General features: G+C 65.0%; 22 protein-coding genes, 1 tRNA gene and 1 other RNA gene. 8 read left to right on the top strand and 16 right to left on the bottom strand.

Annotated elements, in window-relative coordinates; all coding sequences use genetic code 11:
• Positions 1 to 178: 178 nt before the first annotated feature.
• The 3 genes from ACFWHR_RS11050 to ACFWHR_RS11040 form a co-directional block, all read right to left on the bottom strand.
• On the bottom strand, positions 179 to 3,307 hold the full coding sequence (locus ACFWHR_RS11050) for a bifunctional [glutamine synthetase] adenylyltransferase/[glutamine synthetase]-adenylyl-L-tyrosine phosphorylase (protein ID WP_382448358.1): 3,129 nt from the start codon (positions 3,305 to 3,307) through the stop codon (positions 179 to 181).
• Positions 3,308 to 3,390: 83 nt separating this feature from the next.
• Complete coding sequence (glnA, locus tag ACFWHR_RS11045; RefSeq protein WP_382448357.1) at positions 3,391 to 4,728, bottom strand: type I glutamate--ammonia ligase; 1,338 nt, start codon at positions 4,726 to 4,728, stop codon at positions 3,391 to 3,393.
• 113 nt (positions 4,729 to 4,841) lie between these two features.
• Positions 4,842 to 5,045, bottom strand: a complete 204-nt coding sequence (locus tag ACFWHR_RS11040) for a methionine aminopeptidase (RefSeq protein ID WP_382448356.1) — start codon at positions 5,043 to 5,045, stop codon at positions 4,842 to 4,844.
• A gap of 79 nt (positions 5,046 to 5,124) precedes the next feature.
• On the opposite strand from ACFWHR_RS11040, the gene map reads away from it, so the two are divergent.
• Positions 5,125 to 5,994 (top strand): type I methionyl aminopeptidase, encoded by an 870-nt coding sequence (gene map, locus ACFWHR_RS11035; protein ID WP_382448355.1) that lies wholly within the window; start codon positions 5,125 to 5,127, stop codon positions 5,992 to 5,994.
• Positions 5,995 to 6,023: 29 nt separating this feature from the next.
• On the opposite strand, the gene rnpB is transcribed toward map, so the two are convergent.
• The 6 genes from rnpB to ACFWHR_RS11005 form a co-directional block, all read right to left on the bottom strand.
• Positions 6,024 to 6,407, bottom strand: an RNA gene (rnpB, locus tag ACFWHR_RS11030) — RNase P RNA component class A.
• 28 nt (positions 6,408 to 6,435) lie between these two features.
• A complete protein-coding gene (locus tag ACFWHR_RS11025) occupies positions 6,436 to 7,164 on the bottom strand; it encodes a zinc ribbon domain-containing protein (protein ID WP_382448354.1) in 729 nt (242 codons plus the stop codon).
• Positions 7,165 to 7,200: 36 nt separating this feature from the next.
• Positions 7,201 to 8,046 carry a Nif3-like dinuclear metal center hexameric protein gene (locus ACFWHR_RS11020; protein ID WP_382448353.1) on the bottom strand — a complete coding sequence of 282 codons (846 nt, stop codon included), beginning with the start codon at positions 8,044 to 8,046 and terminating at the stop codon, positions 7,201 to 7,203.
• A gap of 4 nt (positions 8,047 to 8,050) precedes the next feature.
• Entirely contained in the window at positions 8,051 to 8,716 is a 666-nt protein-coding gene (locus ACFWHR_RS11015; protein ID WP_382448352.1) for a methionine ABC transporter permease, read from the bottom strand.
• Positions 8,716 to 9,744, bottom strand: coding sequence for a methionine ABC transporter ATP-binding protein (locus tag ACFWHR_RS11010; protein ID WP_382448351.1), 1,029 nt, complete (start codon positions 9,742 to 9,744; stop codon positions 8,716 to 8,718). Before ACFWHR_RS11010 ends, ACFWHR_RS11015 begins: the two co-directional genes overlap by 1 nt.
• An 81-nt stretch (positions 9,745 to 9,825) precedes the next feature.
• Positions 9,826 to 10,743 (bottom strand): MetQ/NlpA family ABC transporter substrate-binding protein, encoded by a 918-nt coding sequence (locus ACFWHR_RS11005; RefSeq protein WP_382448350.1) that lies wholly within the window; start codon positions 10,741 to 10,743, stop codon positions 9,826 to 9,828.
• 225 nt (positions 10,744 to 10,968) lie between these two features.
• Between ACFWHR_RS11005 and ACFWHR_RS11000 the strand changes: the two genes are divergently transcribed.
• The 4 genes from ACFWHR_RS11000 (at position 10,969) to ACFWHR_RS10985 (ending at position 15,304) form a co-directional block, all read left to right on the top strand.
• On the top strand, positions 10,969 to 12,408 hold the full coding sequence (locus tag ACFWHR_RS11000; protein ID WP_382448349.1) for a glyceraldehyde-3-phosphate dehydrogenase: 1,440 nt from the start codon (positions 10,969 to 10,971) through the stop codon (positions 12,406 to 12,408).
• Between the two features lie 52 nt (positions 12,409 to 12,460).
• Positions 12,461 to 13,306, top strand: a complete 846-nt coding sequence (locus ACFWHR_RS10995; protein ID WP_382448348.1) for a universal stress protein — start codon at positions 12,461 to 12,463, stop codon at positions 13,304 to 13,306.
• 21 nt (positions 13,307 to 13,327) lie between these two features.
• Positions 13,328 to 13,975, top strand: coding sequence for an MBL fold metallo-hydrolase (locus ACFWHR_RS10990; RefSeq protein ID WP_382448347.1), 648 nt, complete (start codon positions 13,328 to 13,330; stop codon positions 13,973 to 13,975).
• A gap of 93 nt (positions 13,976 to 14,068) precedes the next feature.
• On the top strand, positions 14,069 to 15,304 hold the full coding sequence (locus tag ACFWHR_RS10985) for an MFS transporter (RefSeq protein ID WP_382448346.1): 1,236 nt from the start codon (positions 14,069 to 14,071) through the stop codon (positions 15,302 to 15,304).
• Here the strand turns inward: ACFWHR_RS10985 and ACFWHR_RS10980 are convergent.
• A complete protein-coding gene (locus ACFWHR_RS10980; protein ID WP_382448345.1) occupies positions 15,301 to 16,368 on the bottom strand; it encodes a glutathione S-transferase family protein in 1,068 nt (355 codons plus the stop codon). The two genes, ACFWHR_RS10985 and ACFWHR_RS10980, sit on opposite strands and share 4 nt — an antisense overlap.
• Positions 16,369 to 16,439: 71 nt before the next feature.
• Entirely contained in the window at positions 16,440 to 16,973 is a 534-nt protein-coding gene (locus ACFWHR_RS10975; protein ID WP_382448344.1) for a flavin reductase family protein, read from the bottom strand.
• Between the two features lie 107 nt (positions 16,974 to 17,080).
• Between ACFWHR_RS10975 and ACFWHR_RS10970 the strand changes: the two genes are divergently transcribed.
• A complete protein-coding gene (locus ACFWHR_RS10970; protein WP_382448343.1) occupies positions 17,081 to 17,566 on the top strand; it encodes a glutathione peroxidase in 486 nt (161 codons plus the stop codon).
• 33 nt (positions 17,567 to 17,599) lie between these two features.
• Positions 17,600 to 18,832 (top strand): CynX/NimT family MFS transporter, encoded by a 1,233-nt coding sequence (locus tag ACFWHR_RS10965; RefSeq protein ID WP_382448342.1) that lies wholly within the window; start codon positions 17,600 to 17,602, stop codon positions 18,830 to 18,832.
• An 81-nt stretch (positions 18,833 to 18,913) separates the two neighbouring features.
• On the opposite strand, the gene ACFWHR_RS10960 is transcribed toward ACFWHR_RS10965, so the two are convergent.
• Positions 18,914 to 19,606 (bottom strand): hypothetical protein, encoded by a 693-nt coding sequence (locus ACFWHR_RS10960; RefSeq protein ID WP_382448341.1) that lies wholly within the window; start codon positions 19,604 to 19,606, stop codon positions 18,914 to 18,916.
• Between the two features lie 84 nt (positions 19,607 to 19,690).
• Here ACFWHR_RS10960 and ACFWHR_RS10955 point away from each other — a divergent pair, with 84 nt between their 5' ends.
• Complete coding sequence (locus ACFWHR_RS10955; protein ID WP_382448340.1) at positions 19,691 to 20,335, top strand: MarR family winged helix-turn-helix transcriptional regulator; 645 nt, start codon at positions 19,691 to 19,693, stop codon at positions 20,333 to 20,335.
• Between the two features lie 189 nt (positions 20,336 to 20,524).
• Here the strand turns inward: ACFWHR_RS10955 and ACFWHR_RS10950 are convergent.
• The 4 genes from ACFWHR_RS10950 to nadD all read right to left on the bottom strand — a co-directional run bounded on the left by ACFWHR_RS10950 (position 20,525) and on the right by nadD (position 23,439).
• Positions 20,525 to 20,600, bottom strand: a tRNA-Ala gene (locus ACFWHR_RS10950).
• Positions 20,601 to 20,693: 93 nt separating this feature from the next.
• The gene (gene rsfS, locus ACFWHR_RS10945) at positions 20,694 to 21,068 is read right to left on the bottom strand and encodes a ribosome silencing factor (RefSeq protein ID WP_382448339.1); all 375 of its coding nucleotides are present in this window, start codon (positions 21,066 to 21,068) and stop codon (positions 20,694 to 20,696) included.
• A gap of 65 nt (positions 21,069 to 21,133) precedes the next feature.
• Positions 21,134 to 22,843: a hypothetical protein gene (locus ACFWHR_RS10940; protein ID WP_382448338.1), complete on the bottom strand. Its 1,710-nt coding sequence runs from the start codon at positions 22,841 to 22,843 to the stop codon at positions 21,134 to 21,136.
• Positions 22,843 to 23,439 carry a nicotinate-nucleotide adenylyltransferase gene (nadD, locus tag ACFWHR_RS10935; protein ID WP_382448337.1) on the bottom strand — a complete coding sequence of 199 codons (597 nt, stop codon included), beginning with the start codon at positions 23,437 to 23,439 and terminating at the stop codon, positions 22,843 to 22,845. Before nadD ends, ACFWHR_RS10940 begins: the two co-directional genes overlap by 1 nt.
• Positions 23,440 to 23,450 lie beyond the last annotated feature (11 nt).

Here is a 23,450-nt window from a genome sequence, read left to right as displayed (position 1 = left end):
GACGGCGTCGTCGCACCGGATCGAAGGGACTAGGACTCGAGTTCGTCCTCGAACTCAGCGCCGTCTTCAGCGAGCAGCGCCTCGAGGAACCTTTGCAAATACTGCATAACAATCAGATTACGCTTGAATAACGTTTTCCGCGAGCGTTTTCGGTGAACAGCGTCCGAATATTGCGTATCTATCGCTGCGGAAAGCGTGCGTCGTCGTCGTAGCCGAAAAATTCCCGCTCAAACACGGCGCGCGCCCGGCGTGACACGGCGAACCAGCGTTCTTCAAGTTCCGACGTGTGGGTGCGCGACAGCCCCAGTACCCCCGCGATGCCGGCGAGGTCGTGCCAGTCTGTCGGCAAAGAATCGGAAGCCCGACCAGACCACAGCTTCACGGCGGTACGCGCCTGGCTCGCGAACCGCCAGGAATCGAGCAGGTGCTCCACCTCGTCAAGTGCGAGCAAATCGTTCGCGCCGGCCGCGCGCAGCGCAGCGACGGTCGACACCGTGCGCAGATCCGGGTGCTGTGCTCCCGCCTGCAACTGCAACAGCTGCACGAGCCACTCGACGTCGCTGATGCCGCCCGGGCCCAGCTTGAGGTGCCGCTTCGGGTCAGCGCCCCGAGGCAATCGTTCGGCCTCCACGCGCGCCTTGATCCGCCGCACCTCCCGCACCTGCTCATCGCCGAAGTGCGGCGGATACCTGATCTCGTCAGCGAGGGCCACGAAGTCCGCACCGAGCTGCGCATCCCCGGCTACCGGTCGAGCTCGCAGCAGCGCCTGAGCCTCCCACGTCACCGACCAGCGTGCGTAGTACGCGCGATACGCGTCAATGCTTCGGGCGATCGGGCCGTTCTTCCCCTCCGGGCGCAGATCAAAATCAAGATCGACGGGGAAGCGCGGGTCGGCGACCGCTCGGCGCAGCTCGGAGATGAGCCGAGTCGCTTCCTTCGCCGCTCGCTCGGCGCTAACTCCCTCGGGCGCACGGTACACCGCGATCAGGTCGATGTCCGATGCGAAACCGAGTTCGCGACCGCCGTAGCGCCCCATGCCGATCAGCGCGAGTTCAAGTGAGAGCGGTGCCTCCCCCACGACCGAGCCCACGACACCGGTTTCGCTCGGCACGCCGCCGCCCGGCACGAGACTTCCCGGCACGGCAGCAGCGGGATCCGGCACTGCACCATACGGCGCGGTACCGCCGCGCACCGCGAGCAGCAGCGCGTCGAGCAGCGCGGTGTGGGCCGCATCGAGACCCGCCGCCACCGCTGCGTCGTCGATCACGCCGACCACCCTGCCCATCGCGAGGCGCAGCACCTCTCTCCGGTGCACGGCGCGCAGCGCGGTCGCGGCCGAATCAATGCCCGCCCGGCGCGACGCGATCGCGCGCATCTCCTCGAACAGCGCCTGCAGCTGCATCGGCTGCAGTGACGCATCGCGCTCAAGCCAAGCGACCGCCTCCGGGATCGATTCAAGCAGTTCAGCCGCGTAGCGAGAGTTCGCGAGTACGCGCGTCAGCCGCTCAGCTGCCTCCGTTCCGTCGCGCAACAGGCGCAGGTACCACGGGGTCTCAAGGTTCGCCTCGCTGACGCGCCGAAATGCCAAGAGGCCGAAGTCGGGGTCCGTGCCATCCGAGAGCCACTGCAACAGCACGGGCATCAGATTGCGCTGAATCATCGCGCGTCGTGAGGTGCCCCGCGTCAGCGCCGCCATGTGCCGCATCGCCCCGTCAGGGTCGCGGAAACCCACGCTGGCGAGACGGGCTCGGGCCTCGTCGCTGCCGAGCACGAGCTCTTCCTCAGGCAGCGACGCCACCGCACTCAACAGCGGCGCGTAGAAAATCTTGAGGTGAAGTTTTCGCACCTCGCGCTTTGTCGCCGCCCAGCGCGAAGAGAGCTCGACTCCGGTCGCCGCCAGGCCACTCGCGCGCGCCAGCACGCGCAGCTCGTCTTCGTCGGTGGGCATAATCGCGGTACGACGCAGCTCGCGCAGTTGGAGGCGGTGCTCAAGCACGCGTAGAAAGCGATAGTCGGCGGCAAGATTCTCGCCATCGCTTCGCGCAATGTAGCCCCCGTCGACGAGCGCCCGGAGCGCTGGCAACGTACCGGCAACGTACAACCGATCATCATATTGCCCGTGCACCAGTTGCAGCAGCTGCGCACTAAATTCGATGTCGCGCAAACCGCCCGGGCCGAGCTTGAGCTGCACTTCGAGCTCACCGTCGGAGATGTGCTCGGTCACGCGCTCACGCATGCGCTGCACAGACCCGACAAAGTCCTCTCGAGACGACGACGCCCACACGAGTGCCCGGGTCTGCTCGACGAACTCACCCGCGAGTTCCAGGTCGCCGGCGAGCGGCCGCGCCTTCAGCAGGGCCTGAAATTCCCACGCCTTCGCCCAGCGGTCGTAGTAGTTGCGCATTGACCCGAGCGTGCGCACGAGCGGGCCGTGCCGCCCCTCGGGCCGGAGGTTCGCGTCGAGCTGCCACAGCGGCGGTTCGATCGCCGGGTCGTGAATGCCCCGCATGACTTCGCTCGCGAGCCGGGTGCCGAGGCGGATCAGGCCATCATCATCGAGCACCTCGCTGTCGGCACTCTGCACGACAAAGATGACGTCGACGTCAGAGACCACGTTCAACTCACCCGCGCCGCATTTGCCCATTGCGATGATGCCGAGTCGCGCCGCTTCGAGTCGCTCGGGCGCGATCTGCGGGCCTGAAACTCCCGCCGCAATCGACGCGCGCGCGACGATCAGTGAGGCTTCAATCGCCGCCGCTGCGAGCCCAGACAGTGACTCTGCCACGGCCTCGAACACCTCGGTGGCGCGGCCCGCGCGACCCTCTTGCAGATCGAACAGCATGAGCTGCGCGAGCAGTTCCCGGTAGCGAGATCGAAGTGCGATCCACCCCGCTTCAGCGACGAGGGGCTCGCCCGTCTCCGGATCGCGAACAGCCACGATCATTTCTTCGAGCGCGTGGGCCGCTGACACGACGGAGCCACCCTCGTGCAAGATCTCGGGAAGCCGCGCCGGGTGCCGCGTGAAGAAATCACCGAGCGCCGGCGAGGCACCCGCAAGCACACAGAACCTCGCGAAATCGTCGAAGTCGATTGCCGCTAGCAGCTCACGGTGCTGCTCTGCGAGACGTCGCGCGCACTGCAGCGCAGCGTCGGGGTCCGCCGCAGTAGCGAGGCTTGCGAGCAGAGGCGGAATGGGCTGACCCAGCCCATCCGCGAGCTCTGTGAGCGCGTCGCGGGATCCGCCAAGGTCATGAAACCCCGCCCGTGCGATCTCCGAAAGCGTGACGGTGGAATGCTCGCGTGCCATTTGTCCAGACTAGACGTGTCTCGAGTGTCGGGGCAGCACGCTGGAGCGCGATCCACCCCTTCCGCATAGCCGCCCAGCGTCACTCAGATGGTGTCGAGCATCGATGACAGCTCGTACGGCGTCACCTGGCTGTGGTATTCGGCAACCTCGCGACGCTTGTCGCGAATAAAGTAGGCGAACACCTGCTCCCCCAGCGTCTCAGCGACGAGTTCCGAACGTTCCATGACCGCGAGCGCGTGGTCGAGGCTCGCGGGCAACGGGTCGAAGCCCATCGCACGACGTTCGCCGTCGCTGAGCGCCCAGACATTGTTCTCAGCCTCGGGCGGCAGTTCGTATTCTTCCCGAATGCCCTTGAGCCCCGCAGCGAGCAGCATAGAGAACCCGAGGTACGGGTTGACCGCGCTGTCCATGCCGCGGTACTCGACACGCGCGGCGTCGCCCTTCCCGGGCTTGTACATCGGCACACGCACGAGAGCTGAACGGTTGTTGTGGCCCCAGCTCACGAATGACGGCGCCTCGTCACCGCCCCAGAGCCGCTTGTACGAATTGATGTACTGATTCGTTACCGCGGTGATCTCGGGCGCGTGGCGCAGCAGTCCGGCGATGAAGCGGCGGCCTGTCTGGGATATCTGGTACCGAGCACCCGGATCGTAGAACGCATTGGTGTCGCCTTCCAACAGGGACAGGTGCGTGTGCATGCCCGAGCCGGGCTGCCCTGCGAGCGGCTTCGGCATGAACGTCGCATGCACGCCCTGCGAGATCGCAACCTCTTTTACCACCGTGCGGAACGTCATGATGTTGTCGGCCGTGGTGAGCGCGTCGGCGTATCGCAGGTCGATTTCGTTCTGACCCGGGCCGGCCTCGTGATGGCTGAACTCAACTGAGATGCCGAGCTCCTCCAGCATGTTCACACTCTCACGGCGGAAGTCGTGCGCCGTGCCTCCCGGAACGTTGTCGAAGTAGCCCGCGCGATCGACCGGCACCGGGCCGCGGTCGCCGAACTCCTTGGACTTCAACAGGTAGAACTCGATCTCGGGGTGCGTGTAGAAGCTAAACCCCTGCTCGGCCGCGGTCGCGAGCGTGCGCTTCAGCACGTTGCGCGGGTCAGCGACTGCCGGCTCGCCGTTCGGAGTGCTGATGTCACAGAACATGCGCGCCGTCGGAGAAGTCTGGCTGCGCCAGGGCAACAGCTGGAACGTCGACGGATCGGGAACCGCGAGCAAATCGGACTCGTAAGCACGCGTGAGCCCCTCGATGGCGGATCCGTCGAAACCGATCCCCTCGCTGAAAGCGCCCTCGACCTCGGCGGGCGCCAGCGCGACCGACTTCAGCGTGCCAGAGACATCGCTAAACCAGAGTCGAACGAACCTGACACCGCGCTCCTCAATGGTGCGCAGAACAAAATCGCGCTGCTTGCTCACGCCTACTCCGTTCGTTGATGCTGCATGCGGCAGGGGCTCACGCGCTGTGCGTGATCCGCCTCCGCTGGTGACGTCAGACTATCTCTCGCCCGTAACAAACGTGTTACAGCGGGCTAGTCTTCCGCGGCTTCCTCTTCGCGCCACTTGCGGGCGCGCTCGGCGACGATTTCGTCGGCGCGAGCCGCCTCCTCGCGCGTTGCAAACGGGCCGACACGATCGACAGACAGCGACTGCGGTCCTTCCTCAATCTCACCCGTTCGAGAATTGAACCAGTAGGTTTCCGCCGGATCGTCGATGCCCCACTCCTGCTTGCCCATGTCGGCCTCCCATTCGCGCGTTCGCGCACTCTCGACCGCTGCGTTCGGAACAGCCGGTCACACTTCCTAGACTAGAGCCATGCCCTTCGACGCACACGGATTCTTGATTCCTGGCACGCGGCCCGCACCACGCGCGGTGCCGACTTCAATCGCGCGACCGCCCTACGTCGGTTTGGCCGCGCCGCCCGCCTACGTTGGCGACAACACGTATACGTCGGCCGAGGTCGAACTCATTCGCGCTGCCGGACGCATCGCGTCGGGGGCCCTCGATGCCGTCGCCGAGGCCGTGCGTCCCGGCGTCACCACAGCCGAGCTGGATCGCGTCGCGCACGAATACGTGATCGCTCACGGCGCGTACCCGTCGACCCTCGGGTACCGCGGATTCCCGGCGTCGTCGTGCACCTCAGTGAACGAGGTCATTTGCCACGGCATCCCGGACAACACGGTGCTGCGCGAGGGCGACCTCGTCAACGTCGACGTCACCGCGTACCTCGACGGCTTCCACGGCGACACGAACCGCAGTTATCGTGTCGGCGTCGTTTCCGAAGAGGTCGATCAGCTCATCGAGCGCACGCACGAAGCGATGATGCGCGGCATTCGCGCCGCGAAGCCTGGGCGCGCTGTGAACGTGATTGGGCGAGTCATCGAAACGTATGCCAAGCGCTTCGGCTACGGCGTCGTGCGCGACTTCACCGGCCATGGCGTCGGTTCGTCGTTCCACACCGGACTCATCATCCCGCACTACGACTCGTCCCCCGCCTACAGCGACGTCATTCGCCCTGGCATGGTGTTTACGGTCGAGCCGATGCTGACGCTCGGCACGCACGAGTGGGACCAGTGGGAGGACGGCTGGACCGTCACGACTCGCGACCGCAGCCTCACCGCGCAGTTCGAACACACTGTCCTGATTCACGAGGACGGATTCGAGCTGCTCACGGTTTCTGAGTAGCCGGGCCGAACCCGGCGAGAGTATGAAGGGGAATGGGCCAGATCATACGCCGGGTTCTGTTCCGATCGGCGGACCGATCGGCGACGATCATCTCTCTCGGAATACCGTTGCCGGCATTCTCTAGCGGCCTACCCGAGGACTCGGCGGGGCGCGTCATCATCCTCTGTCTGGCCTTGCTCCGAACGAGGTTTACCTGGCCGCCCGTGTCACCACGAACGCCGGTGGTCTCTTACACCACCCTTTCAGCCTCACCCGACACGGCGAACCGTGCTGGGCGGTCTACTCTCTGTTGCACTTTCTCGCGGGTTGCCCCGGGTGGGTGTTACCCACCGTTCTCCCCTGCGGAGCCCGGACGTTCCTCGGCGATTCCGCTACCGAAGTACCGGAATCGACGCGATCGCCTCACCGGCCCATTCCCGCGCACCAGCTTAGCTGAGCGCGCTACTCTTCGTCGACGCGCACGAGAATCGCGCCCGTACCCGGGCAGAACACGAGTTCGTCGGGTGCCGCCGCGCGGATGTCGCTGAGCTCTGCCGGTGCCAGCGCCATATTGCTCGCCTCTGACACGTTGCCGCGCAGCCGCGCAGCGCCAATGCCAATGCGAGCGCGGAGCTCCTCGTACAGGCCCAGGATGTCGCGCTGAAGCTCTGCGGCGAGACCCGCCCGCTCTTCAGCGTTTGAGGCGAGCTCGCGATCGATGCGCTGCTCGGCCGAAGTCAGGCGCGCCTCAATCTCGGTTCGGCGCGCATCCACTCCGGCGAGCAACTGCTCTGCGCTTGCAAATGCCGCGAGCGCACGCTCTTGGACCTCCATGAGTTCAAGCTCGCGGTCTTCAAGCTCGGACTTGCGTCGCGTGAGTGTCTCCAGCTCAGACTGCAGCGCCTGCGCCTCTTTGCTCGAGGTGCTCGCCGCGAGCAGTTGCTCGTCGCGATCCCGACGCTGCTGCACGAGCGCGACGTCGGCCTCGATGCGCTCGAGATCGGCGTTCTGCGTGTCAAGTTCACGCTGCGCGGCCATGAACTTCGTACGCGCATCAGCTGCGTCACCGCTCAGGCCGGCGAGTTCAGCTCGCTCCGGCAGTGTCGTACGCTTCCGGCGCAGCCGCGCAAGCGTGTTGTCGAGGTCTTGGAGATCAAGCAGGATTCGCTGCTGACGCGGGCTGGCCTTCATAGGAGCCAGCCTACCGCGACGACCACCGCACGACCCTCACTCGCCTTCGGCGCCGACCGAGAACGTCCACGGATCGGTGCGCAGCGCGCTGACGCGAACTTCGACACCGGGCAACCGGGCAGCGAGCCGCTCGGCCGCGCCCGCGAGCCACAGCGACTCGCTCGCCCAGTGCGCGACGTCTACGAGTGCGGGTCCGCCCGCAACCGCGGCGGTCTCGATCGCTTCTTGGGCGGGATGATGCCTGAGGTCTGACGTGAGATAGACATCCGCCGCGCGTACGAGCGGGTGATCGAGGAGACTGTCCCCGGCACCACCGAGCAGAGCGACGCGTCGAACCTGGCGATCAGGATCTCCCGCGACCCGCACGCCCGAGACGGTTTTCGGCAGCACGGCGCCGACCCGCTCGGCGAAGGCGCGCAGCGACTCGGGCTCGGGTAGGTCGCCCACCCGTCCAATACCAATCGTGGGGTCGCTCGCGTGCCGCTCGATCGGCACCGCGCGGAGCAGACCGAGACGCTCAGCGATCACGTCGGAGACTCCGCCGGCTGGCTGGTCAGCGTTCGTGTGCGCCGCAATGAGCGCGCAGTGAGCCCTGATCAGGCGAGCAAGCAGCGCTCCCTTCGCAGTGTCTTCCGCGAGCGTGTGCACCCCGCGCAACAGCAAGGGATGGTGCGTGAGCAGCGCATCGGCACCCCATTCGAGTGCTTCGGCGACCGTCGCCTCGACCGCGTCGACGGCCAGCAGCACCCGCCGAAGCGGGGCCGCGTCGGCTCCCGATACTAGGCCAACGCGATCCCAGCTCTCGGCGGTGGCGACGGGCCAGAATTCCTCTGCAACAGCGCGCAGATCTGCGAGCGTGTGCGTCACGTTTTCAGCGGGCATCTCGCTACCTCCGCAGCAGCTTTCGGGCGATCACGTTGCCGAGCAGCTGGATGAACTGCACGATCACGATGATTACGAGCACTGCCGACCAGGTCACCCACGGGTTGAACTGGCGGTAGCCGTACTGCATCGCCAAGTTACCGAGACCGCCGCTGCCGATGATGCCGGCCATGGCAGTCATGTCGACCACGGCGATGAACGCGAACGTGTATCCGAGCACAACCGGGCCGAGTCCCTCGGGGATCAATACCGTCAAGATCGTGCGAACGGGGCCTGCTCCCATTGCGCGGGCCGCCTCGATGACCCCCGGCGGAACCGTCAGCAGGTTCTGTTCGACCAGTCGTGCGATACCGAACGTTGCCGCGAACGAGAGCACGAACATCAGCGCAGGGTCACCGATTCCCGTGCCGACGACGACGCGCGCGAGCGGTTGCAGTGCGAAGATCAGCAGCACGAACGGAATCGGGCGGAAAAAGTTCACGAGAAAGTTCAGCACCCAAAACACGGCGCGGTTGTGCATGATGCCACCCTGCCGGGTGACGGTCAGCGCCACGCCGAGCACGAGACCCAGCACGCCGCCGACGGCCATCGCGACAACGACATATGTCAGCGTCTGAATCGTCGCTTCGAGAAACTTCCCGTTTGAGAGCAGTTCGATGAAGTTATCCATCAGGCGAGCACCTCCAAGGCCGTCTCTTGCGCAAGGGCCGCGATCGCGTGCTCCACCTTCAAGTCATCACCGATCAGTTCGAGCGTGAGCTTGCCGAAGCTGCGGCCACCGACGTCGGTGATGCCGCCGTGCACAATGTTGACTCCCACGCCGCGCTCGGCGAGGGTGCGGAACACGACGGGCTGATCCACGTCGCCATCACGGAAGGTCAGCGACACGAGCCGCCCGCGGTGCCGCTTATGCAGTTCCTCAAGATGCTCGGCCTCGGGTTGCGTCGGAAGTGCCGTCGCCACGAAACGCTTCGTTGTGATCGACTTCGGGTCAGAAAAGACGTCAAACACGTCGCCCTGTTCGACCGCGCGACCGCTGTCCATCACCGTGACGCGGTCGGCGATCTCGCGCACGACCTCCATCTCGTGGGTAATCAGAATGATCGTGATGCCAAACTCGGCGTTCACCCGCTTCAGCAGCGCGAGCACTTCTCGCGAGGTTTGGGGGTCGAGCGCGCTCGTCGCTTCGTCGGCGAGTAGCACTCCGGGGTTCGTCGCGAGCGCGCGTGCGATGCCGACGCGCTGCTTCTGGCCGCCCGAAAGCTGGTCAGTGAAGGCATTGCTCTTATCCGAGAGCCCCACGAATTCGAGCAGCTCGGCAACACGCTGCTTACGCTCAGCTGACGGCATGCCCGCGATGACCAGCGGATACTCGATGTTCTTCGCGACCCGCTTTGAATGGAAGAGGTTGAACTGCTGAAAAATCATGCCGATGCGTCCGCGCACCTCGCGCAGCTTCGACTCAGGGAGCGCGGTAATTTCGTCTGCGCCGACGAGAATGCGCCCCTCAGTCGCCTGTTCGAGCCCGTTCACCAGGCGCAGCAGCGTGCTCTTGCCCGCTCCGGAATACCCAATGATCGCGTGGATCTCGCCGGAAGCAACGTCGATCGAGACGTTCTCCACCGCGACCACAGGCTCAGCGCCCGATCCGCGACCCGGGTAGCGTTTCGACACGCCAATCATCTGGACGCGAGTCATCGCGTCTCCCTTCGGTAAGCATGGAAACGGGGCGCCCGGAAAACCGAACGCCCCGATCCTATGCGAAATCAGCGCGAGCGCTCAGCCCTTGCTCTTGGTGATCTGCGCTTCTGCGTCTTTCTGGATCTTCTGCAGATCGGCAACCGGAGTGTCGAGCATGATCGCCGAGTCGCCCGAGTTCTCGAGCACGCCCGCCTGCACCTCTTTGTTGGTCTGGTAGATCTCAACGAGCTTCTTGTAGGTCTCGTTGTCCTTGTCTTCAGCGCGCGCCGCGAAGATGTTGATGAAGTACTTCGCACCGTCATCGCTCGGGTCGTCCTGGTACAGCGCCTCCGAGAACTTCAGGCCGGCATCGGTCACGAAGTCGTTGTTCACGACTGCCGCATCCACATCAGAGAGTGACGTCGCGGTGAACGACGCGTCCATCTCGGTGACCTTCACCTTGGACTTCGAAGCGTCGACATCGTCGGGAGTCGAGAACAGGGTGCCGCCGTCCGAGAGCTCGATGAGCTTTGCCGACTGCAGCACGTTCAGCGCGCGAGCGCGGTTGCTGGGGTCAGAGGGAACTGCAACCGTGCCACCCTCGGGGATGTCTTCGAGGTTCTTGTGCTTCGTGGAGAACACGCCAAGCGGGTAGATCGCGGTTGCACCGATTGACACGAGGTCGTCGTCATTCGACACGTTGTAATCGGCGAGGTACTGGATGTGCTGGAACTGGTTCAGATCCAGTTCGCCGGCGCTCAGCGCGGGGTTCGGCTGGTTGTAGTCCGTGAAATCGACCAACTCGACCTTGATGTTCTCATCAGCGGCAGCATCGGTGAACGTCTGCCAGTACGGATCGCTTGCGCCGACGACGCCGATCTTGACGGTCTTGCCCGAGCTGTCAGCGCTGTCAGAGTCATCTGAGGCGCCCGTCGAGCAGCCGGCGAGCACCGTGGCAGCCGCGAGAGCGAGTGCGGTGAGCGAAGCGGCGAGGGTGCCGCGCTTCGTGAAAGTCATGATGTTCCTCAACATTGGGATTGGGGATGCGGGCGGCTCGCCCGCTGGGTCACGTTCCAGAATGCGGGAACTGCCAGGACACCTGAAATCCGTGCGTCACACAGCGTCATGCGCGCGGCGGGAGCGTGTCTTCGGCGCGCATGGGATACTGGAAAGAGACGTTAAACGTCTCCGGCGGGCAGGCCGATCCCTCGTGTACACCTCAGGAAGGAACCCTCCGTTCTTATGAACCAGCGTGCTGATGCTCACCTTGAAGCGTGGAAGGCGAAGCAGGAACTCGCAGAGCGCATGATTCCGCTCATTGGCCAGCTGTACCGCGACCACGACGTCGTCATGTCGGTACACGGGCGCAGTCTGGTCGGCCGCTCCCCCATTGACATCATTCGCGCCCACAGCTTTGCTCGCAAGATTGACGAAGTCGAGCTTCCGCTCGACGAGACGTCAGCGATCGTTACTGCACTGGCGCACATTCAACCGGGCCCCGCCTCGGTTGATCTCGCGCTCCTCGCGAACGACTTCCGCAACTCCGGCAGCGCCGATCTCGAGGCATACCTACGCGAGGCGTTCGCTCCCGCCATTGCTGCAGCCCCCGGTTCTGGAACCGACGTGGTGCTCTACGGCTTCGGGCGAATTGGGCGACTGCTGGCCCGCATCATCATCGAGCACTCGGGCAGCGGAAACGGGCTCAACCTGCGGGCGATCGTCGTGCGTCGCGGCGCCGAGAACGACCTTGAGAAGCGCGCAAATCTGCTGAAGCGCGACTCCGTGCACGGACCGTTCAACGGCACCATCAAGGTGCTCGAAGACGAGAACGTGATCCTCGCAAACGGCGTGCGCATCCAGGTCATCTACTCCGACGATCCCGCTAACGTCGACTACGGCTCGTACGGCATTGAGAATGCCATCCTCGTAGACAACACTGGCCGCTGGCGTGATGCTGAGGGACTCTCACAGCACCTCAAGAACCCCGATATCGCACGTGTGTTGCTCACGGCTCCGGGCAAGGGCGACCTGCTGAATGTCGTCTACGGCGTCAACCACGGCGCCATTACCGACGACCAGCGGATCTTGAGTGCCGCCTCGTGCACGACGAACGCGATCACGCCGGTCCTCAAGGTGCTGAACGAGAAGTTCGGCGTGAGCCGCGGTCATGTCGAGACGGTGCACTCGTACACGAACGACCAGAACCTCACCGACAACTTCCACAAGGGGGCACGCCGCGGCCGCGCGGCGGCGCTGAACATGGTGATCGCCGAGACCGGCGCCGCGAAGGCCGTTGCGAAAGCGCTTCCCGAGTTCGCTGGCAAGCTCACCGGCAACGCCATTCGCGTGCCCACGCCGGATGTGTCGATGGCGGTGCTCAACCTGCAGCTTGAACGCGCGACGACTCGCGAAGACGTGAACGCTGCGCTTGAAGAGGTTTCACTGACCGGTGCGCTTCGCACGCAGATCGACTACGTCGAGTCGGATGAAATCGTTTCAACCGATTTTGTCGGCTCGAACCGTGCAGGCATCGTCGACGGGCTTGCGACCATCGTCACCGAAGACAGCGCGGTCGTCTACGTCTGGTACGACAACGAGTACGGCTACAGCTGCCAGGTCGTCCGCATCATTGAGCACCTGGCGGGCGGCCATCCGGCCCACCTGCCAGCACTCAAGAGCTGAGGCTGCCGCGGCCCTGCTCGCCCGAACATCGACACACAGAAAGGCACAGATCATGTCTGAGAAGTACCTCATTGGAGTAGATGGATCCGAGCAGAGCAGGGTCGCCCTTGCCTGGGGGCTCGCTCGCGCGACCGAGCGCGGCGCCTCCGTCGAGCTCATTCACGTCGCTGACGATTCGTTCCTGTCTGAGAGCGTCGCGTTCCTCTCGGAAGCGCAGCAAGCCTCCGAACAGATGCTGCAGGCTGAAACCGTGTACGCGCGCGAGCTTGGCTTCGCCGGGCCGATCATTGGCACCGCCGTCGTCGGCCACCCGATCGCGGAAATTGAATCGGCGTCGAAGCGCGTTGATCTCGTGATCCTGGGCGCGCACCACGGTGGCCGCTTTTCGGGCTCGTTTTTCGGAACGAGGGCCGTCAAGGTTGCCGCAACCTCTCACTGCCCGGTCGCCGTGATTCCGAAGATCGACCCACGCCCCAATGCGCCGGTCGTCGTCGGTGTCGATGGCTCAGAGTCATCGCAGCGTGCTATCGCGTTTGCAGCGGAACAGGCGTCCCTGCGCGAAGTACCGCTCGTCGCCGTATACGCGTGGATGCCACCGCTGACCCCAGGCCTCGAGTACCTGTGGAGCGAGGAGCTCGTGGAATCGCAGCGCGCAGCCGCTGAGGAAGCGATGGCGATTGGCGTTGCCGGTATTGCGCAGCGCTACCCCGACCTTGAAGTACGCCGCGAGATCGTGCAATCAGCTCCGGTCGCCGCCCTCGTGCAGGCTGCCGAACACGCTGAACTGCTCGTCGTCGGGAGCCGCGGCCGAGGCGGAATCACCCGCCTGCTGCTCGGCTCGGTCAGCCACGGCGTGCTGCAGGCACTGCCGTGCCCCGTCGTCGTGACGCGCGGCTAGCACCGAGAGCAGGAGCGCACTATGAGCGAAGCTCGCATTGAACGCGTCGTCACCCACGGCACACTTCTCGTCGATCGCGGCGGCCCCGAGCCCGAGGCGCTGCCGATCGAGAACAATGTCTGGATTGTCGGTGACGACGAACAGGTCGTCGTCATCGACGCGAGCCACGACGCCGATGCGATTGCTTCTGCCGTGGGCGACCGTGAGACCCTCGGCATATTGCTGACACACGGGCACAACGACCACGTGAACGCCGCGGTCGCCCTGGCGAGCCAGCTCGACGCGCTCCTGCATCTGCACCCGGCTGACCTGTTCCTTTGGGAGGCAACGCACGGCGAGCAGCTCCCCGACATCGAGCTTGCCCACGGTGCGTCGTTTCTCGTCGCGGGTGTCGATCTTGCGACGCTGCACACGCCGGGTCACACGCCCGGATCGGTGAGTTTCGCCGCACCGGCGCTCGGCGCTGTATTTACCGGCGACACGCTCTTCTCAGGCGGACCGGGCGCGACGCGATGGGACTATTCGAGCTTCCCGCAGATTCTCGAGTCGATACAGACCCGGCTTCTCACTCTGCCCGGTGAGACCGGAGCGATGCCGGGTCACGGCGATAGCACGACGATCGCCGCCGAGGGCCCGAACATGGCCGCGTGGGCCGCGCGAGGATGGTAACGCACACCCGCTAGTCTTGCTGGGTCGCCGTGATGCGGCAGCACACGGCGCACCGCACGCCGCCACGTTCCGATCCCTGGAAGGCGTCATGCCATGACCCAACTCACCCCGCTTAAGCGCGGCTTCGCGCTGTTTGCTCTCGCGCTCGGCGGTTTCGGCATTGGCGTCACTGAATTTGCAACGATGGGCGTGCTTCCCGAGATTGCGCATGACTTGCTGCCCGGGTTCGCAACGTCGCCCGACACAGTCATTGCTCAGGCCGGCTGGCTGATCACCGCGTATGCGCTGGGCGTAGTCGTCGGGGCGCCGACGTTTGCGGTGCTCGCAGCGCGCATGTCGCAGACCAAGCTCGCGTTCCTGCTGCTCATCCTGTTCATAGTCGGCACTGTCGCGTCGGTGTTCATGCCGACGTTTGGCACTCTCGCGCTCTCACGGTTCGTTGCGGCGCTGCCACACGGCGCGTACTTTGGCGTGGCGTCGCTGCTTGCGGCGCGCATCATGGGCCCGGGCATGCAGGGGCGCGGCATCGCGCTGGCGCTCTCGGGGCTCACCGTCGCGAACGTCGTCGGCGTCCCCATTGCAACCTGGATCGGTCAAAACGCCGGGTGGCGCTGGGCCTACGTGCTCGTCACCGTGATCTTCGCAGTGACGTTGGTGCTTTGCTTCGCGTTCCTGCCGCGCTTCCCGGGCAACCCAGAGCGCAGTCCCATGCGCGAGCTCTCGGCACTCCGCAACTTCCGGCTCTGGATCATGATCGGCGTCGGTGCGATCGGCTTCGGCGGATTCTTCGCCGTCTACTCGTACATTGCGGAGGTCACCACTCGTCTAACGGGCCTCTCCGAGAGCACCGTGCCGTGGATACTCGCCGGGCTCGGGGTCGGCATGACCATTGGTAATCTGCTCGGCGGCTGGGCGAGTGACAAAGACCTCACCCGCACGATCCTGTTCGGGTTCAGCGCGTTCATTGCCGTGTTAGTCGCATACGCACTGCTCGCGTGGCACCCCGTCGGTCTGATCGTCTGCACGTTCTTGCTGGGGGTCTCATCATCGGCGCTGATGCCGTCGATTCAGTCGCGCCTGATCCGCGTTTCAGACGAGGCCGCGCTGTTCGGCGCGGCCGTCAATCACGCCGCGTTCAATATCGGCAATAGCCTCGGTGCCTGGCTCGGCGGCCTGGTGATTGCTGGCGGACTCGGATACCTCGCCCCCGGCTGGGTCGGAGTCGTGCTCGCCGCGATCGGCATGGCGCTCGCTCTCGTCGGCATCGGCGTGGAGCGCCGCGACAAGTCACGCAATCTGAACACAGTCGGCATATCGGTTCCCCGCTAGCGCACCTGCGCGGGCGGAGTTCCGTTACCGAACGGGTCACCACCCAGACGCTCTCGACCGTGCGGGGCTTGCCAGTTCGCAAGATCGGGGCCGAGAGGCACGATCCTCGTCGGATTGATGTCGGAGTGCGTGGCGTAGTAGTGCTGCTTGATCTGCGTGAAATCGATTGTGTCGCCGAAACCGGGGGTCTGAAACAGGTCGCGCGCGTAGCCCCACAGGTGCTCCATCTCACTGAGCTTGTTGCGATTCGCCTTGAAGTGACCGTGGTAGACCGGATCGAATCGGGCAAGCGTGGTGAACAGCCGAACGTCGGCCTCAGTGATCGTCTCCCCCATCAGATAACGACGCGTCGACAGACGCTCCTCCAGCCAGTCCATGGCGACCCAGAGCCGCTCGTAGGCGGCCTCGTATGCCTCTTGACTGCCAGCGAAACCGCAGCGATACACGCCGTTGTTCACCTCGGTGAAGATGCGCTCCATGACGGGCCACATCTCGTCTACCAGGTCAGCGGGCAGGAGGTCGGGGGCGCCGGCGCGGTGAAACTCGCGCCACTGCGTCGAGAAGTCGAGGGTGATTTGCGGGTAGTCGTTCGTGACGACACCGCCGCTCGGCACGTCGACAATCGCTGGCACGGTGATGCCCCTTGGATACCCCGGGAAGCGCTTGAAATAGTGCTCCTGCAGTCGCTCGCTCCCGAGCACCGGATCGCGCCCATCGGGGTCGAGATCGAATGTCCAGGATCGTGCATCGTGAACCGGACCGGGCATTCCCAGCGAGATCACCTCTTCGAGACCGAGCAGGCGGCGCACGATGAGGGTGCGATTCGCCCACGGGCACGCGGCGGCCGCGACGAGCCGATAGCGTCCCGGCTCGACGGGCCACGCTTGCGCCCCCGGCGTCAGACCGAAGCCGAGCGAGCCCACCTTCGAGGCTGGCGGCGCGGGCAGCGCGGAGACTGCGGCTGGGTCGGAGACGATGCGATCCTCAATGTACTGAGTGTCGCGCTCGAAGGCCTCGCCACCCGTGACGTAGCTCCCCATGGTCGGTTCGTTCGATGCGGTCATCGCTTCGCTCCTTCGCTCGTGCTCGTTCTCGTGCTGGTGCTGGTGCTCGCCGGTGTGTGTGCGCCAGGCTGTTACTGTGCGCCCGGTGAGAGGGTGTGGAACCTTCGATCCACGTAGACCATCGGGTCCGCGGTCTCGCCGAACACAGCTCCGAGCACTTCTGCTACGACGACGACCGACGACCCGACGCCGAGGGTGTGGAGCGGTCGGCAGCGCAGCGCGACGCGGGCGGCGCGCAGATAGGGCTCGCCGGTCTCGAGGAAGGCCCACCCCTGGTCTGCGGTGAATCGCTCTGAGCCTGACACGGCAAACGCTTGGGCGACCGCGGCGTGGCGAGAATCGAGCAGGTGCACGAGATGCGTGTCTGCGTTCAGGACGCCACCGGCGCTGCCAGTCGCACGCGTCACTGAGAATGCAATCGCGGGCGGATCGATGCCCACCGAGGCAACACTCGAAGCCGTCAGCCCGACCGGCCCGTCCTCGGTCATCGCTGTGATCAGCGCGACGCCCGCGGGGTGCGAACGAAAGGCCTGTTTGAGCGCATCCGCGCCCGTCACCCCACTCGCGTCAAACCGATTCTCAGCATGCTCCGGAGCCGAATTCATGTGCACCGTTCCCTTTCCCACCTGACCCGGATCGCGTGCGCGACCCACTGGCCCAAACGTATCGTGTTCACGGTTCATTCCGCGCAAGTCGGGCGTAGGCTGTGGCCATGCAGCTTCGCGACATCTCATTCACCACCATCGATGGCGAGCCGGCGTCGCTCGCGGACTACGCGGATCAGGCGGTGCTCGTTGTGAACGTCGCCTCGAAGTGTGGTCTCACCCCGCAGTACGAAAAGCTCGAGGAACTGCAGCGACAGTACGGCGATCGCGGATTCACGGTACTCGGCTTCCCGTGCAACCAGTTCTTGAACCAGGAGCCAGGCGACGGCGAAGACATCAAGACGTTCTGCTCCATGACCTACGGCGTGACGTTCCCGCTCATGGAGAAGGTCAAGGTCAATGGCCGCCGCAAGCACCCGCTCTATGAGCAGTTGCGCGAGGTACCCGATGCAGACGGCAAAGCCGGCCGAGTGAAGTGGAACTTCGAGAAGTTCTTGGTGGCCCCCGACGGTTCGGTGTCGCGTTTTCGCCCCGCGGTTGAGCCAGATGATCCCACGATCGTGTCTGCGATTGAGGCAGCGCTCCCGCGGTAATCGCTCTGCCCGAAGAGGGCGTACGATCCTCAGGTGACTGTTCCATTTGATCCGATCGATCGCCCCTCCCCCTCCCGCGCCCAGATTCTGCTGTTGGCCGCCGGGCTCCTGCTCATAGGCCTGAATCTGCGCATCGGAATTGCGTCGGTCGGACCGGTGCTCACGGAGATTCGCGCCGACCTGGGGTTATCCGCGACGGCGGTCAGCCTGCTCACCACAATTCCCGTGGTCGCGTTTGGGGCGTTCGCGTTCTTGGCGCCCAGACTCATTCGTGGCTTCGGACTGCATCGATTGCTCGGGGCCGCAATGATCGCGATCGCGGCGGGCATCGCCGTCAGATTGATTCCGGATCTCACGGCCCTCTACGCGGGCACCGTGCTCCTAGGTGCCGCTATTGCCATCGCGAACGTTGTCATGCCCGCGGTGATCAAACACGATTTCTCGCGGCACGTCGGTATCATGATGGGGCTCTACTCGACGACGCTGTTCATCGGCGCCGCAATCGCGTCGGGGCTGACGGTGCCGTTACTCTCAGCGGTGAACGGCAATTGGCGCGGGGCGCTCGCACTCTGGGCGGTGCCCGCGTTGGTCGCATTCGTCGTCTGGCTACCGCAGCTGCGCCGCTCAGAAGGACGCGTTGCACGCTCATCTGCCGCAGCTGATGCCCGCGCTCGTGTGCCGTTCTCGCGCGTACTGAAAGACCCGATTGCGATCGGCGTTACGGCCTGGATGGGCATTCAGTCAATCGGCTACTACGCCACGCTCACCTGGGTGCCGACGGTGTTTCAAGACGCTGGAATTGACGCGCGAACCGCGGGCTGGTTGCTCTCCTTCTCGGCGCTCCCGGGGGTCGTCGGATCGCTCGTCGCGCCAATCATTGCCCGCCGCGTGCGCCCGCCGTGGGTGCTCGTGATTATCGCAGTCGTGCTGATCGGGGCGGGTTTCCTCGGTCTGGCGATCTCCCCCGTTGAGGGCGCGTACGTCTGGATGACACTGCTCGGGCTCGGTCAGGGCGCGGGCATTAGTCTCGCGCTCAGCTACATCGTGTGGCGTTCCCCTGACGCGCAGCATACTGGCCAATTGTCGACGATGGCGCAGGGATTCGGGTACCTGATTGCCGGGCTCGGTCCCATCGGCATCGGCGCAATCCACGCCGCAACGGGCGAGTGGCGCGTGCCACTCGGAGTGCTCATCGGTCTGCTGGTGCTGCAGGCCATCGCTGGCGTCGTCGCGAGCCAGGAACGCCACATCCTCCAGCGCGACTAGGGCTGCCGAGCTACACGGCTCGTGCTGCCTCGTCTGCTGGAGGATGTGGCGTCGTAGTTTCTCATCGGCGTGCACCGCTGATCAGTGCTGGCAGGCATCCTCGGGGTAGTGCTTGAAGCCGCGGGGACCGAAGCGTTGAGGGCCGAAGCCTTTCGGACCGAAGCCACTCAGGCCACCCCGCGGCCCGAATCCGCCGCGTCGGCCGAAGCCCGGGCGCCTACGGTTCCGTGGAAGCGGCGTTTCGGGATCCCAGCCCAGTGCCTCAGCGATTGCGTCAAGCGACGCGAGAGTGGTGCTGAGATCACTGTCCGAGACGGCACCGGTCACGCGGTCTCCCAGTTCGGAGACGCGCGCCGAGACCTCCTCGTGGACCGTGCGACCCGCCTCAGTGAGGGCAAAACCGTCGTCAGCACGGCTGATCCATCCGAGCTCTGCGAGCCTCGCTACGGCGAACCTGCGGCGCGGATGAGCCATCGGATGGTGAGGATGCCCCGGGTGGTGCCGGTGGCCGGGATGGTGCGGGTGGCGGCGGGGCGGGCGCCCGGCGGTGTCTGAGGCGGCCGGGGTTTCAGCGCCGTCCGTGCGCCGTGCGATGCGGTCAAGCACGCGCCACTCGTCTCGCGTGAGACCGGACTGAGCGAGCGCACCATCGCGTGCGTCTGACCACAGCGTGCCGACACCCCGCAGTCGGCGTCGCAGGGCACGCGCGTCGAGCGACGGTTGCTGGTCGTGGGTGGATGATGAGTCTGGATTCGATGATGTTGTCGTGTTCATGAGTGTCCTTAAATGTCATGTTGCATGTATATGTAGTGTGACAATTAACGACATGCATGTCAAGCTACATGTACACTGTTCGCTGTGAGCACATCAGACGACATCGACGCAATCGCCGACGCGCTCTCCCGCATGCGTGGTCGAGGACGCGGGCGCTTCGGCCAGAGCGCGGGGCAGTTTGAGCCGGGAGGGCCGTTCGCGCATGGTGGGCCATTCGAGCAAGGTGGCTCACTCGAACACGGTGGCCCGTTCGAACACGGTGGCCCGTTCGGTCGGGGTAGGCGCGGCGAGTCGGCTGGGGGCACTGAGCGTGGCGGCCCATTCGACCCGCGCACAGCAGGAGAAGCAGGCGATCCTGCACACCGACGCGGCCGCCACCCTGGAGCTCGCTTCGGCGGCCCAGCGCTGATGCGCATGCTCGAAACACTCGCGAACGCCGACGAGGCCCTGAGCGTCGGAGCCATTGGCGAGGCCATCGGCGTCGACCAGCCTCGCGCCTCGCGCCTCGTACAGCAGGCAGCGGCACGAGAACTCGTTCTGCGCGAGGTCGACCCCAGCGACGCGCGCCGCACCAGAATCGCGCTCACGGAACGCGGACGCGCTATTGCACGCGGAGCTCGCGGTGCCCGCCGCGAGTCGCTCAGCACCGCGCTCGAGCACTTCACGGAAACGGAACGCGCTGACCTCGCGCGCCTGCTCGCGAAACTCGCCGACCACTGGCCGGGCTAACCGCCGCGCCCCGCGCCTCCCGCACCGACGCGCGCCGCGCCGCCCGCCCGCCGCGCCGACCACGAGGGTTCGCGCCGACCACGAGGGCAAAACAGGCCGCGATGGCCTCGTTCTCAGCCGAAACCCTCACGCTCGCGAGCGCGGAGCGCAACGCTACACAGCGCCGCGAACAGCTCAGAATTCAATAAGTGGTGGATCTAAGGGGACTCGAACCCCTGACCCCCTGCATGCCATGCAGGTGCGCTACCAGCTGCGCCATAGACCCATGAAGTCGAACGAATGCTCGCCCGACAACTCCTCTACTTTACATCACGTGAACGCCCGGGAACCAAATCATGCATTCTCGGGCGCGTCTCGGCTACTCCGCGGCAGCGACCGCTGGAGCCGCCGGAATCATAGCCGACGTGTCGATGACCGGGCAGTCCTGCCACAGTTTCTCGAGCTGGTAAAAGTCGCGCTCTTCGCGATGGAAGACGTGCACAATCAGGTCCCCGAAGTCGAGCAGCACCCAGCGGCCCGTCTCGCGACCCTCACGGCGCACCGTGCGGACGCCAGCATCGTTGAGCGCATCCTCAATGCCGTCTGAGATCGCCTGAACGTTTCGCTCGACCGAGCCGCTGACGATCAGGAAGACGTCGGCGAGGCCAAAGTGATCCGTCACCTCGAGTGCGACCGGTGCGGTTGCGCCCTTGTCGTCGGCCGCGATGACCGCGTTCCGCAGGTCGGTTCGCACGTCGTGTGTGTGAGTTACAGCGTCCAGTTCGTGTCCTTCGTTCAAAAGTTATGCGCTTCGGCTGATCAGCCGAAGAATCCGTTGCTCGCGCCCCAGGCGCCGAGTCCGACGACGACGACGAGCAAACCGCCACCGGTGAGCGACAGTACCAGAGGAAGCTTGCTCTTCTCTCGGGTTGGCTTCGCAACAACCGGAACACCAGAGTCGACGCGGGCGCTCACAGCGTGACGCGCCGACACGGGCGCAGGCCCGTCGCTTGAGACCCCGGGTTCGGAGAGCTGGTCGCCAGTGATGGGATCCATCTCGATCGAGTCGTGGAGCGCCGAGTGGCCGCCGGTCTCACCGAGCGACTTCGGAAGCTTCAGCGAGCCAGTCACGTACATGTCGCCGGTCGCACCGAGCGGGCCAGTGAGCCCACCCGTGTCCTCGGGCATCGTCGGTAGGATCAGGGCCGAAGTTCCCGTGCCACCGGTTGAGCCCTCCTGCGCGACGGCGCGGGAAATCAGGTCGTCAAAATCGCCGTTCCCCTGCGCATCACCCGGAGTTGGGAACTGACGCCCGGACGGGTCATCAAATACCGACCGCCATTCCTCTGGCGGAGCGATATCGGGGAACGAGTAGCTCGTGCGCTGGTCGGGGTGCACAGCTTCTGCCTGCTCTGGAGCGGGCACCGGGTCCGCGGCGGGCTCTGCCTCGACGACCGGAAGGTGCTCAGCGGGCTCAGCGGGCGCGGGAAGCACCTCGACTAGTGCCGCATCCACCGGAGCGGCTTCGACCGGAGTTGCTTCAGCTGGCGTTTCTTGTGCGGGCGCTGGATCATCGACAACCGTTTCGATCTCTACCGCTTCTGAGGCGGGCGCAGCGGTCTCCAGCACCGTCGTGGCGGGTTCAGCGGACGCCGACTCAGCGTCGACCTCGGGGACCGCGGGCTCTGAATCGGCGACCGGGGCATCAGCTACCTGATCGTTTGACTTCGAGCGCTGCCAGGGGAACCGACGCTTCGACTTCGCGGGGGCGTCGCCAACAGCTGCGGCGACCGCATCATCAGAGACCGGCTGCGACGCCGCCGACTCTGCGAATTCAGCGGACCCTGCCGATTCGGCCGCCTGAGCCTCGCCGGAAATCTGGTCGCCATCGGCGGACCTTGCATCTACGGGATCTACTGATGCGTCGCCAGCAGCCTCGGCCTCGCGGAGCTCGTCCACGGTGAACGGCTCAGTCGGGGGCGACATCAGGGAGTCAAAATCAGGGATTGCCGGCTCGGGTTCCGAGTCGAGACCGGGAGCGCTCGGAAGCGGCTCGGCGACGATCACGTCGTCGACCGCATCCTGCTCGTTGGTTTTCGTCTCCGGCGCGGGCTGAGCCTCAGCTGCAGTCTCTGCCACAGAGTCATTCTCGACTTCGTCGATCGGCTCGACCACGATGGGCTCGAGCGTCTCCGGAGCAGCCTCAGCCGCTTCGCTCGCGGGCGCCTCGGCAACGGTCTCAGCAACGATCGGCTCAGCAGCTGCCCCACCACCGAGCGCCGCGAGCGCCTCCTCGCGGAGCTGTCGCATTTCGCGCCGGCTGCGAGGGGTACCGTCTTCATGGAACGGAGAAATCTCTACATCGCCAGCGGCGACCGCTGGCTCGGATGCTGCTGCTGCTGCTGGGGCGTCGGATGCCGCGGCGTCATTGCCGATGGCCTCCGAGAGGTCCATAGCGCCGGTCTCCCCTAGGTCGCGTATGCGTCGCTCGCGGCGCGTCAGCGGTCGTTGTTCGTCCTGCTCGCTCATCACTTAGTCGCTTCCTCGGTGTATAGCCCGTGCTTCGCAATGTACTGCACTACACCGTCGGGAACGAGGTACCACACCGGATAACCTCGGGCGACTCGTGCCCGACAGTCCGTCGACGATATCGCCAGCGCGGGAACTTCCAACAAGCTTACGTGTTCTTCTGACAAACCTGAAAGTGAGAGGTCATGGCCGGGACGTGAGACGGCTATGAAGTGCGCATAATCCCAAAGGTGCTCGACGTCTTTCCAACTGAGAATCTGCTCGACAGCGTCGGCACCAGAGATGAAGTAGAGCTCAGCGTCGGGCATCTGCTCGTGGAGCTCTCGAAGGGTGTCGACCGTGTAGGTCGGCCCTGCGCGATCCACGTCGACGCGACTCACGGTGAAGCGAGGGTTTGAGGCCGTCGCGATCACCGTCATCAGATATCGATGCTCGCTCGGAGATACATTCTCTTTCTGCCACGGACGACCCGTGGGCACAAAAAGCACCTCGTCGAGGTCGAAACTCTGAGCCACCTCACTGGCTGCCACGAGGTGACCGTGGTGGATGGGATCGAAGGTGCCGCCCATCACCCCGATCCGACGCGTTTTTGACACCGTCGGGCGCG

This window comes from Leucobacter sp. NPDC058333, assembly GCF_042726155.1.
Lineage (GTDB): Bacteria > Actinomycetota > Actinomycetes > Actinomycetales > Microbacteriaceae > Leucobacter.
The sequence above is the reverse complement of the archived record's forward strand: the minus strand, read 5'-3'. Positions and strand labels throughout refer to the sequence as shown.